The organism is Neorhizobium sp. P12A, assembly GCF_008365395.1.
Classification (GTDB): Bacteria; Pseudomonadota; Alphaproteobacteria; order Rhizobiales; family Rhizobiaceae; genus Rhizobium.
Genome location: NZ_QOVX01000005.1, coordinates 111,466 through 122,292, shown reverse-complemented (window position 1 = coordinate 122,292; position 10,827 = coordinate 111,466). Strand labels below are relative to the sequence as shown.

The 10,827-nt window shown below is 58.9% G+C and carries 9 protein-coding genes and 2 pseudogenes; 5 read left to right on the top strand and 6 right to left on the bottom strand.

Annotation, left to right across the window (positions count from 1 at the left end):
- Positions 1 to 329 precede the first annotated feature (329 nt).
- Entirely contained in the window at positions 330 to 1,316 is a 987-nt protein-coding gene (locus DTW90_RS16865) for an alpha/beta hydrolase (protein WP_149339703.1), read from the bottom strand.
- A 275-nt stretch (positions 1,317 to 1,591) separates the two neighbouring features.
- Between DTW90_RS16865 and DTW90_RS16860 the strand changes: the two genes are divergently transcribed.
- A complete protein-coding gene (locus DTW90_RS16860; protein ID WP_132523089.1) occupies positions 1,592 to 2,110 on the top strand; it encodes an AAA family ATPase in 519 nt (172 codons plus the stop codon).
- Between the two features lie 172 nt (positions 2,111 to 2,282).
- Here DTW90_RS16860 and DTW90_RS16855 read toward each other — a convergent pair whose 3' ends face one another.
- Entirely contained in the window at positions 2,283 to 3,038 is a 756-nt protein-coding gene (locus DTW90_RS16855) for an SDR family oxidoreductase (RefSeq protein ID WP_149339701.1), read from the bottom strand.
- Positions 3,039 to 3,328: 290 nt separating this feature from the next.
- Here DTW90_RS16855 and DTW90_RS16850 point away from each other — a divergent pair.
- Positions 3,329 to 3,514, top strand: a pseudogene (locus DTW90_RS16850) (carboxymuconolactone decarboxylase family protein); the annotation flags it as partial.
- On the opposite strand, the pseudogene DTW90_RS37140 reads toward DTW90_RS16850, so the two are convergent.
- Positions 3,513 to 3,914 (bottom strand): annotated as a pseudogene (locus tag DTW90_RS37140) (alpha/beta family hydrolase); the annotation flags it as partial. The pseudogenes DTW90_RS16850 and DTW90_RS37140 overlap by 2 nt on opposite strands.
- Positions 3,915 to 4,024: 110 nt before the next feature.
- Positions 4,025 to 4,570 (bottom strand): MarR family transcriptional regulator, encoded by a 546-nt coding sequence (locus tag DTW90_RS16845; protein ID WP_132523097.1) that lies wholly within the window; start codon positions 4,568 to 4,570, stop codon positions 4,025 to 4,027.
- 158 nt (positions 4,571 to 4,728) lie between these two features.
- Here DTW90_RS16845 and DTW90_RS16840 point away from each other — a divergent pair, with 158 nt between their 5' ends.
- Both DTW90_RS16840 and DTW90_RS16835 read left to right on the top strand, forming a co-directional pair.
- Positions 4,729 to 5,190 carry an Rrf2 family transcriptional regulator gene (locus DTW90_RS16840; RefSeq protein WP_132523099.1) on the top strand — a complete coding sequence of 154 codons (462 nt, stop codon included), beginning with the start codon at positions 4,729 to 4,731 and terminating at the stop codon, positions 5,188 to 5,190.
- A 742-nt stretch (positions 5,191 to 5,932) separates the two neighbouring features.
- Positions 5,933 to 7,051, top strand: coding sequence for a porin (locus DTW90_RS16835; RefSeq protein ID WP_132523101.1), 1,119 nt, complete (start codon positions 5,933 to 5,935; stop codon positions 7,049 to 7,051).
- 90 nt (positions 7,052 to 7,141) lie between these two features.
- Here DTW90_RS16835 and DTW90_RS16830 read toward each other — a convergent pair whose 3' ends face one another.
- Together DTW90_RS16830 and DTW90_RS16825 are read right to left on the bottom strand one after the other, a co-directional pair.
- Positions 7,142 to 8,449 (bottom strand): aspartate aminotransferase family protein, encoded by a 1,308-nt coding sequence (locus DTW90_RS16830; RefSeq protein WP_149339699.1) that lies wholly within the window; start codon positions 8,447 to 8,449, stop codon positions 7,142 to 7,144.
- Entirely contained in the window at positions 8,446 to 9,504 is a 1,059-nt protein-coding gene (locus DTW90_RS16825) for a phosphotransferase (protein WP_149339697.1), read from the bottom strand. Before DTW90_RS16825 ends, DTW90_RS16830 begins: the two co-directional genes overlap by 4 nt.
- Before the next feature lie 108 nt (positions 9,505 to 9,612).
- Between DTW90_RS16825 and DTW90_RS16820 the strand changes: the two genes are divergently transcribed.
- Positions 9,613 to 10,824, top strand: a complete 1,212-nt coding sequence (locus DTW90_RS16820) for an ROK family transcriptional regulator (RefSeq protein ID WP_149339695.1) — start codon at positions 9,613 to 9,615, stop codon at positions 10,822 to 10,824.
- The last annotated feature ends 3 nt before the right edge of the window (positions 10,825 to 10,827 follow it).

Genomic DNA, 10,827 nt, shown 5'->3' with positions numbered 1-10,827 from the left:
ACGCTGATGAGCCCACGCTGCAGCCTAGTCTGGCCACCGCGCCGCCGCAACTTATGGAAATCCATGTATTGGCGACCACGTGATCGCTTCGTCGCTTTGATAGAAGGCCGACGAGCCTCCATGATGTCCGACGTCCGCTCGCAGCCTGTCGTGATATCGCCGGCGGGACGAAGAGGTATGCACGTTGATGACCGGCAACGGGGCCGGCGTTCCAATAAGAATGAACTGCATGCTCGGTGTCGGGATCAGCAGAAACATGCTGATCCCGACTGAGGCGTAGCGGAGCAGGAGCACGGGGCGGCGATCCGTTCCGTAGGCGCTAGGCGCTGCTAGCCCTTGATGAAGGCGAGCAGATCGGCGTTGACCTGGTCCTGATGCGTCGCGGTGATGCCATGCGGCGCGCCCGGATAATAAATATCCTTCGCACCCTTGATCAGCCGGGCAGACTTGACGGCGGAATCCTTGACCGGAACGATCTGATCGTCCTCGCCGTGCAGGACGAGCGTCGGCACATCAAATTTCTTGAGGTCTTCCGTGAAGTCGGTTTCCGAGAATGCCTTGACGCTTGCATGGGCGTTCAGGAGCCCGGCCTGCATGCTCCAGAGCCAGAATTGGTCGAGGGTGCCCTGGGAGACAACAGCGCTCGGCCGATTGGCCCCGTAGAATTGCGGAGCCAGATCGCGGTAAAACTGCGAGCGGTCCTTGACCAGGCCGGCGCGTATCGCGTCGAAGACCTCGATCGGCAGGCCTTCTGGATTGGTCGCCGACTTCACCATGATCGGCGGTACCGCGGCGATCAGTACGGCCTTGGCAACGCGGCTCGTGCCGTGCCGGCCGATATAGCGAGCGACTTCGCCGCCGCCGGTCGAATGGCCAACCAGCGTCACGTCGTTGAGATCGAGCGCCTCGATAACGGCCGCCAGATCGTCGGCATAACCGTTCATGTCGTTGCCGGACTTTGCCTGGCTGGAGCGGCCATGGCCGCGTCGGTCATGCGCCACGACGCGAAAGCCCTGCTGGGCAAGGAACAGCATCTGCCCGTCCCATGCATCGGAGTTCAGCGGCCAGCCGTGGGAGAATGTGATGACCGGACCGGTACCCCAGTCCTTGTAGTAAATCTCTGTGCCGTCCGCGGTGATAATGGTGCTCCCGGCTTGCTTTATGGGGCCGCCGGCGGGCGAGGGGGCATTTTGCTTCGACGCGGCCTTGGCTGCTGCCGCAGCGGGCACGCCGATCGCAACACTCGCGGCAATACTGCCCAGCAGGAGCCCTCGGCGGGAAGCGCTTGCGGTCGACAGATCTGAAAAATCTCGCATTCTCTATCCTTTGCTATGGAGATGACTAGGGAAGGAGGATGCCGACCGCGGCTGCGGAAAACTATCGGACCGAAGCATTTCCCGGCTGTGCGAAAGGTTAGGCCACCAGGTCGAATGATTAGGGGGCGTTGCTCTTGGGAATTGGTGTCGGGCGTCACTCCCGGACGGCAAACGCATCGCGCTTAAGCCCAAAACAAAACACTGTCACATAAGCTCCCTATGCCTGCTGTTGACGCTCCCGGCGTCGCGAACAAGCTTTTGAGATCGGGTTGGAGATGGGCGTTAAGAACTATTTGATCGAGGGTGTTTCTGGGACCGGAAAGACATCGGTTGCCACCGAACTGCATCGACGCGGCTACCACGTTATCCATGGCGACCGCGAGCTGGCTTATAAAGGCAATTCAGAAACGGGTGAGCCAATGGACGGTTCGGTGCTTGAGCAGTCCATTCTGGATGTAGGCTTTGGCCATAAGCACCACCTTTGGGATGTCGACAAAGTCAGATCCCTGGTCGCTGACCGAAGCCACGCGATCTCCTTCTTCTGCGGAGGCTCCAGGAATTTCAATCGCTTCATTGATCTGTTCGATGGGGTTTTCGTTCTCGATGTCGATCTGGACACGCTGGACAGACGGCTTGCCAGTAGACCGGAAGACGAATTTGGCGGAAAGCCGGCCGAACGAGAATTCATTCGGCGGCTGCACGCAACGCAGGAGGATGTTCCGAAGAACGCGACGAGGATTGACGCCAATGCTCCGCTCGCCAGCGTTGTCGATGATATTCTCTCTAAATGCTGAGATTAGGTGGGTCTGCTGATCGCACGTTGAGGGAAGCTCTTTCCGGCTGGCCGACATCTCTTCGGCTATCGATAGCCGACCCCGCGATATAGTCGGCCAGCATGCTCCTCGAACTCTTCCTGCTCGAAAAGCGTCGTGGCCGCGCCATTTCAGCTGCGGCCACGCCGAGCAATTACTTTCTCGGTTGGTAGTGGCTGAACCAGCCTTCGAAGCCGATATGGCCGAGCCGAGCATTGCCAATGGGCACAAGCGAACCGTCAAGCAGCTTCGTGCCGAAATAGAGCGTGTTAGGATCGGCCACGACCTTGCGGGTATCGTTGGTCGCCTTCATGAAACGCGCCGCGATCTCGTTCAGGCGAATTTTTTCGGGACCGGCAATCTCGATCGTGCCGTTGATCGGCGCGCTGGTTGCCACGTCGGCCATCGCGTCGGCCACGTCCTCCGAAGAAATCGGCTGCACATAGGCCGACGACAGATGGACCGTGTCGCCGACCGTACCGGACTGGACGATGCCGGGGAGAAATTCGAAGAACTGCGTCGAATGTACGATCGTGTAGGGGATCCGAGAACCCTTGATCAAATCTTCCTGCACCAGCTTGGCGCGCATGTAGCCACTATCCTGCAGCCGCTCCACGCCGACGATGGAAAGGGCGATATGATGTTGAACGCCTGCCGCTGCTTCCGCCTTCAGCAGGTTGTGTCCGGCGGTCTGGAAGAAATCCATCACGGCCTTGTCTTCGAAGGAGGGCGAATTGGCGAGGTCGATCACGACATTTGCGCCAGCCAGCGCTTCGTCCAGCCCCTTGCCGGTCAGCGTATCGACGCCGGAATTCGGGGAGGCGGCGAGAACGTCGTGTCCTTTTTTTCTGAGCCGCTCGACTGTCTTCGAGCCGATGAGCCCAGTGCCACCAATGACGACGATCTTCATGTCCAGTCTCCTTCTCGTGGTTGATTGAAGGCTCGATTGCCCCACGGGAGAATGCGCCGGATCGCGATGCCGGACCATTCTACGGGGGGAGCGGTCATCTAATCCGGAAGTATAGGAATAGCTGTCCCAAACGATGGGAAGCTCGACCGCTCACGAGGATTCCACTCCGTTCAGCATTAGCCGAACGCACCGTCTGGCCAGATGGATGGGCAGGAGCAGCACGTTACTTTCCGTCGCGGGTGAGAGCCCTGTGGCATCAAGCCCGATCAAACCACTTCTCGGAGATTGCAATGATTAAGCGCCTAAACATATTCGCCAGGAAAAACGACGGCATCGAAGGCCTCGCTGCCGTCGAGGGATGGATCGCCAAGAGCTTCGATCCCAAGTTGATGGAACTGATTAAAGTACGGGTGTCCCAGATCAACGGATGTACCCATTGCCTGCACATGCATCGTCAGGACGCACTCAAAATGGGCGGAGGCTGTCGGGCTTGCCGATGGGATGGAATGGGTAGCCCAGACACAAGAGGCCGCGGATCTTTCCGGAATCATAAAGGTCATCGGCGATCATGCTGGCAACGCGCCCGCCCATCGACTTGCCGCCGATGACTAGGGCATGCGACGCCGGGACATCGTCGATCGCTGCCCTGTACTCCTGCTGCAATATTTCCATACGGGGCGGAGGCGCCCGCTTTCCCGAAGAACGCCTTGCGGCCATGTAGCCGAATTCGAAACGCAGAAGTCTGATGCCGTTAGTCGCAAAACTGAGTGCAATCGCCTGCATCCACGGAGTGTCCATCGCGCCGCCAGCTCCGTGCGCAAGCAAGATCGTAACGTCGGCATCGTCCGGGCCTGTCGCGAGAATGTCGAGGGGCATATGCGGCACTCCAAAGCTTCGGATGACGCGTTGTACATGCATTGATGATGCCGTCAAAGGTTGGGAAAGGCGGCTTTGCTCGCCGGACTGTATCGGAGGTCGACGCCGGATCAGGCGAGCGGCGACAGGGACTCTCTGAATGCGACGAGCATTGCTTTCGTCTCCGGTGAACCACCGATATTGAAACCGACTCGGTCCAGTACGGCGGCGGCCCGTTCCACCAGACCGTAGCCGGTCTCCGTTAGCTTGACAATTTTGGCGCGGCGATCGTCGGGAAGAAACTGCTGTTCGATCAGACCTTGGCTCCTCAATCGGCCCGTCAAAGCGCTCAGCGTACTCTTGTTGAGGAAGAGATTCGTGAGCAGATCCGCGTGCCTCACCGTCCCTTGATCAGCGACGGCCAACAGCAGGCGATATTCGGTGAAGGTGATGTCCAGCTCCGCCTGACGCATGGCGTCGTAAAATTGCTCGCGAACAAGCCGCGATGTGTCGACCAGAAGATGCATCAGGTCAAAATGGCCGCTGGGTTCGATAGATCGGGCGTCGTCATTTGCGCTCAGAGGGATGACCACCGGCCGTAATGCCGTCTTCACTCCGCGCTCGGATTCGGTGAAGGTTAGTGACAGTTCGTCGTCAGGCCGCGCACGCTTCAGCATGGCGGCGACCGGTCCGTATGAAGGCGCGAACGGTGTCGTGCCGCCAATAACTCCGGGCGGGCTTGTTCGGTCAGCCGGTCGCGGAGCCCAATCATGCGCCCCTCCCCGCCATCAGAAGGGAAGTGGATTTCCATGAGATTTCGCTATATAAAACTGTCATGATTGACACTCGTTTTACAACGGCCCTTCAAATTGTTGTGAATGTCGCTGTCGACGGGCAGCGCGGAGTGCGCAGCACGAGCCTGACTTTGGCCGAGCGGTTGAACACGAACGCGAGTTTTATTCGGAAGCTTCTATCGCCGATGACCACCAACGGGCTGTTGAACAGCGCAGCCGGAAATGGCGGCGGTATCAAGCTTGCCCGGCAGGCGGCCGATATTCGATTGAGCGAGATCTATCGATCGATCAACGCCGATAGTCCCCTTTGGAACGCAAGGGACGATGTGCCCGGTATTTGTTTCGTTTCCAACAATATTGAGCGTCTTTCTAATTCATTGTCCAAGCAGGCAGAGCACGCCGTTCTGGAGACCCTCGACAATGTAACAGTCGCGGACGCAATCGTTGAGTTGCAGCGTCTGGATGAGGAAAGGGAGGCATCAATCGAGCCTCCGCACCCCTAAATCGCATAAACCGAATTGATGAATGGCAAGGGGAGGCCGGTAGGGAACTCCAGCCTCCCCCCTATCTGATCGGAGGTCAAATCGGATCAGATGGTTACGCTGTCGCCGCGGGATTTGCGGCCAATTGTATTTTGTAAGCGATGCGCTTGAACCGGGCGCTGCTTTCGGCTGATGCACCGACGACGGTATAAAATTCCGTCTCATCAACATCGCGTCCGTCGCACTCATCCTGAAAATCCACGTATGGACGAAGCGCCTTGCAGCGCCCGCCAACTTCGTTTGATGGCGGGACTATATAGATTGCGCTAAATGTATCAATAGTGGGTACGATAAAAAATATGCTTTACTTAGTAATTGGTATGCGGCAAGCGATGGCTGGTACTCGGTAGTGCCTGACCGAGGGTGCGAGACTCGTTACGACATGATCGGAATCGCAAGCGATAGCGACCATGCACCGACGCTTCGGATCGAGTTCCGCGTTCGATGATTTGCGAATGCGGGCCGGCTGCGAGGGACAATCCGATCCTGTTTGGCAGCTGTGATCTTTAGGCAACATCACCGACGCAAGCGGATAATTAGTAAGTCCATAAATGTATTTTTTATTGATACATTTCGACCGCAGTGCGATGACTACGCTGCGGCGCTCGCCGTATCGCCCGTAAGGGCTCGTTAACAAGGAAGGCAAGCTCAAAACGTCGATTCACGGCGCGGATAGCTGTGCCCGCTTGATAGAGGAATAACAATGAATCTCAAAATGCTACTCCTAGGTACCGCGGCGGCTCTCGCGTCCGCTTCAGCGTCCTACGCCGCCGATGCAGTGGTGGCAGCAGAGCCGGAACCCGTGGAATATGTCCGCGTTTGCGATGCCTACGGCGCCGGCTACTTTTTCATTCCAGGCACGGAAACCTGCCTGAAGGTCGGCGGCATGGTCCGCACCGAAGGTTATTGGGGCGACGCGTACCAGCCTGACCACCGGATCGGAACGCTCTGGCATACCCGTTCTGAACTCGACATCGATACGGCGACCGACACCGAATGGGGCCCGCTGAAGACAGATACGGTCTTCCGTTGGGACTTCCAGGAAGGCACAAACAGCACCAAGCTGCTTTGGTCCAACATCAGCCTCGGTGGCTTCCTGGTCGGTAAGGCCGACTCGCAGTTCTCGTCCTTCCTCGGCTACGCCGGCGACATCATCCAGGACGACGTTGTCTCCTACGGCCCTGGCCCGACCAACACTGAACTCAATCAGCTGACCTACACCTACGACGCCGGCAACGGTTTCCAGGCCATGGTCTCGTTGGAAGACACCGATTCAGGATCCGATACCTTCTATGACAGCTCCTTCGTCCAGAAGAACGGCAAGAGCTGGCAGACCGGCAAGGAAAATCACTACGCTCCCGATGCAGTCGTCGGTGTCCTCTACAAGACTGGCATCTGGCAGTTCGGCGTCGTCGGCGGTTATGATTCCATCGTCGAAGAAGGTGCCATCAAGGCACGTGTCGACGCCGATCTCGGTGCTCTCTCCCTCTTCCTCATGGGCGGCTGGAACACGGATGGCGACAAGCTCAACAAGTTTGCATCCGGCTACGTCGTCGACGGCGCTTGCCCGGCTGACCGCGAAGAGCTTTGCGGCTGGGGTGACTGGGCTCTCTGGGGCGGTGGTGCCTACAAGATCAACGACAAGCTGAAGGCCGATTTCCAGGTCGCCTACACCGACTCGAAGATCCTGGCTGCTTCCGCAAACCTGAAGTACAACCCGGTCAAGGGTCTGACCGTGGAGCCTGAAGTCAACTACACGCGCTGGGATTCTACCGACAACGACCAGTGGGCTGGTATTCTCCGCTTCCAGCGCAACTTCTAAGCAGTATCAGGTGCGAATTGCTTCGCCCCTGATGCCAAATCCGGAGCGCCGCCAGTCGTGCGGCGCTCCATGCCATCCGCGACATGCCTCCTAAGACATATCCGCCAAGGCCGCATGGAGGGCATCGATGAAGGTGTCTGCATTCGCCCGCGAAAAGACGAGGGGCGGTCGAATCTTCAGAACATTTGCCTGCGGTCCGCTCGCGCTGATGAGCACGTGGCGTTCGCGAAGCCCATTGACGATCCGCGCTGCTGCCTGTGCGGAAGGCTTGCCGTCTTCGACAATGTCCATTCCGATGAAAAGGCCGGCGCCGCGCACGGAGGCAATCAACGGCGAGCGGTTTACATATTCTGCCAACTTCTCTCTGAGATAAGTCCCGACGGTTCGGGCATTTGCGATCAGCCCTTGTTCTGAGATGACGTCGAGCACGGCCTGGCCCGCTGCCGCCGCGACGGGGTTACCGCCGAATGTGTTGAAATAGCGGGCGTTTCGGCCGAAGTCAGCGATGATCTCAGGCCGCGCGATCAGGCCGGCCATGGGATAGCCGTTGCCCATCGGCTTGCCTATGGTCACCAGGTCCGGAACGATGCCGTGCCGCAAAAAGCCCCACATGGCATCCCCTGTCCGCCCGAACCCGGGCTGGACCTCATCGGCGACAAAGATGCCGCCAGCCTCGCGAATAGCGGCAACGGCGGATTTGAGGAAGCCGGGCGGCTCGGCGATCACGCCATCGCTTGAAAAGATCGTGTCGACGATGAGCATAGCGGGTTTCAAGCCGTGCCTTTTGAGATCGGCAATGGCAGCTTCCACCCCTTGCGCGAAATCCGCTTCGATTGCGTCAGCAGGCAGATTCGGGTTCGCCGCTGCTACCGTTCTGACATGGACGCCGAGATCAACGCTTGGCCCGAGCGACGGGGAAAACTCGGCAACCGTGCTGGTGACGCCGTGATAGGCATGCGACGTGACGATGATGCCGGTTCCACCCGTGTAGGATCGTGCAATACGGACTGCCAGATCGTTTGCCTCGCTCCCGGTGCAGGTGAACATGGCCTGGCTGAGTTCGGCCGGGCAGGTCGCCGTCAACGATTCGGCATAGGTCAGGATGCCGTCGTGAAGATAGCGGGTGTGGGTGTTGAGGGTCGCCGCCTGACGGCTTATAGCGTCGAGGACCTTCGGGTTGCCATGGCCGACGGATGCAACATTATTATAGGCGTCGAGATAGGCCTGGCCGTGGCTGTCATAGAGCCAGACTCCCTCGCCACGGACGAAATGCACCGGTCTCTCGTAAAACAGGCGGTAGGCAGGCCCGAGCACCCGTTCCCGCCGCGCGATCATCGCCTGCTCCTCCTCGCTCAGCCTGGCAAAATCCGCGGCGCCGAATGCATTGGCCATCGTCATGACAAGTCTCCAATTTTTTGCTGAAACAAGGTGCCAAGATCCTTATCGGAATAATCGGCAAGCCGCGTCAGCCCTGAAAGAGCGATCGGGTGGTTCCGAAGAATATAGTCTCGATTCTCCGGATAGAGGCTGGCTCGCCATTCGGTGATGACGACGGTCATGGCAAGCCTCGTACGCAAGAGAGTCGGCAGGCAGGCGATCTCGAATTGATCGAGCCGTCTTATGCGATGATACGCGGAAAGCATGGCAATGGCGTCCTCAAAGCCTGTTTCAGCGCCGATCTGATAGGAGAGAGCAACCGCAAGATCATTGATCAGGGGCGCTTCCACCATATCGCCGAAGTCGATCACGCCCGTGACGACCTCCGGGTCGGCTTGGGAAACGAGAACATTGTGCGGGTTGAAGTCATTGTGGATGACCTGTCGGGGAAGGGCATTGATTCCCCGATCCGCAAGTCTGCCGAAGCCATCGAGCGCATGCCGAACCATCAACTGCCGCGAAGGCTCGACCTCGGTAACGAATTCGGACAATGCCGTGGCGTTGCAGATATCCCAAAGCAGATCCTGCTGCGGTACCTGCGGTTTGAAATCGGCCAGACCCTTTCCGAGAAGGGCAAGTGCCTCGCCAAGCGCCCGCATCTGGCCGCTGGACCGTGGTGCCTTGTAGAGCTGTTGGCCATCGAGGAAGGTCAGCATGCGCCCTATGCGCTGCTCATTTCCGAAAGGCAGGAGAACGAGCGTTTCTCCCTTCCTTGTCGGGACAGCGTTTGGAAGCGGCAAGGGCAGCCCCTTTGCCTCGAGATGAACCAGGGCCTGCGTCTGGAATTCGAGCACATCGAGCCGTTCGGCCGGATTGGCGATCTTGAGAATATAGTCGCGGCAGCTGTCTGCGCGGATGAGAAAGGTCTCGTCTCGCTCGCTCGATAGCGTGACGGCGCTGCCGGCGACGCCGAAATGCTCCCAGGCGATCGCTTCCACTGTCGCCAGCGGCGTTTTTGCAACCGCGGCATTGAGCGTATTCTGATTTTGCTGAATTGGCTCTGATGTCGACGACATGGAATCACACCTTTATTGACACCGGGCTGTGGAGAATGATTGAAACTGCCGGATGTGATTTGCATTTTGTGGCGAAGAACCGCCGGTTTTCCATCGAAAAGAGCCAGGATGCCCCTCAGTTCCATTCCCTCCCTGACGGAAAGCTCGCGCCAGGTCTTGCGTGTGGTTGCGTCCTCGGGGCCGATTACCCGCCCGCGGCTCGGGGCAATTCTCAATCTGTCCAAGCCGACGATGACCGCCGTCATGAACGAGCTCGGCGCGCTTGGTCTGGTTGCGCCGATCGGTTCGCAGCAGGGCGCCATGGGCCGCTCGGCGGCGGTCTATGCGCTCGGCCCTGCCGCCGGCTATGTCATCGGTATCGATGTCGGTGTGGCGCAGGTGCGTGCGGTCGCGCAAGGGCTTGACGGAAGTCCGCTTGCCGCCGTCGAACTGAAGATCGGCAAGCAGCAGCGTGCCACCATCGAAGAGATAGCCTCTATCGTCGATGAAGCGGCCAAAGCGGCCATCCTTGCCGTCGGCAGTCGCGGCCAGGTTCTCCGCAGCATCGCGGTTGCGGTTCCGCGTATCGTCTCGAAAAGCCGGCTCGGCCAGAACAAGCGCCGCTCCCCCGAAGCGGTGCTGCAGCGGCTGCGCCACTCGGTCGATGCACCGATCCTGCTTGAAAACAACGTCAATTGCGCGGCCTTTGGCGAACTCCACAATGGCGTCGCGAAAGGCCGCGATATCTTCATATTCCTTCAGGTCGGCGTTCGCATCGGTCTCGGCATCGTGATCGGCGGCAAATTGTTTCGCGGTTTCAACGGTGCGGCCGGCGAGGCTGGCCGCATACCTTTCCCCTGGTCTGCAAACGAGGTCCCGGAACGCGAAGGCATTGAACATTACCTCGGCTCCGATGCTTTGATGGAGCGCTGCATCGCCGGCTGGTCGACGAACGAACCTCCGGCATCGGCAAGGGAGCTCTTCGACCGGGCCGAGCAGGGCGAAAAGGAAGCCCTGGTCTGGGTCAATAAGCACGCTGCCGATATTGGACGAATGGTGGCTGGTTGCATCGGTTTGTTCGATCCGGGTCTGGTGGTGCTCGGTGGCGGTGTTGGGCAGAATCCATTCATCCTGGAGGAGGTCCGGCATGTTTCGCGTGAGCTGACCTGGGCAACGGAAATTGCCAGCAGCACCCTTGGCGCGAATGGTACGGTTATCGGCGCGACACGGCTGGCGGCCCACTATGCCCTGGCAACAATTCTCGGAGAAACGCCGGATGCGACCGTTGTTCTCTCCTCGAACGAGGCTGTGGGCGACGAGCCGCAGCCGTCGTTCGGCTAAATC

Excerpts from the sequence above, each read along its gene's own strand:
- DTW90_RS16865 (WP_149339703.1), bottom strand. The coding sequence starts at position 1,316 with ATGCGAGATTTTTCAGATCTGTCGACCGCAAGCGCTTCCCGCCGAGGG.
- DTW90_RS16860 (WP_132523089.1), top strand. The coding sequence starts at position 1,592 with ATGGGCGTTAAGAACTATTTGATCGAGGGTGTTTCTGGGACCGGAAAG.
- DTW90_RS16855 (WP_149339701.1), bottom strand. The coding sequence starts at position 3,038 with ATGAAGATCGTCGTCATTGGTGGCACTGGGCTCATCGGCTCGAAGACA.
- DTW90_RS16845 (WP_132523097.1), bottom strand. The coding sequence starts at position 4,570 with ATGCTGAAGCGTGCGCGGCCTGACGACGAACTGTCACTAACCTTCACC.
- DTW90_RS16840 (WP_132523099.1), top strand. The coding sequence starts at position 4,729 with ATGATTGACACTCGTTTTACAACGGCCCTTCAAATTGTTGTGAATGTC.
- DTW90_RS16835 (WP_132523101.1), top strand. The coding sequence starts at position 5,933 with ATGAATCTCAAAATGCTACTCCTAGGTACCGCGGCGGCTCTCGCGTCC.
- DTW90_RS16830 (WP_149339699.1), bottom strand. The coding sequence starts at position 8,449 with ATGACGATGGCCAATGCATTCGGCGCCGCGGATTTTGCCAGGCTGAGC.
- DTW90_RS16825 (WP_149339697.1), bottom strand. The coding sequence starts at position 9,504 with ATGTCGTCGACATCAGAGCCAATTCAGCAAAATCAGAATACGCTCAAT.
- DTW90_RS16820 (WP_149339695.1), top strand. The coding sequence starts at position 9,613 with ATGCCCCTCAGTTCCATTCCCTCCCTGACGGAAAGCTCGCGCCAGGTC.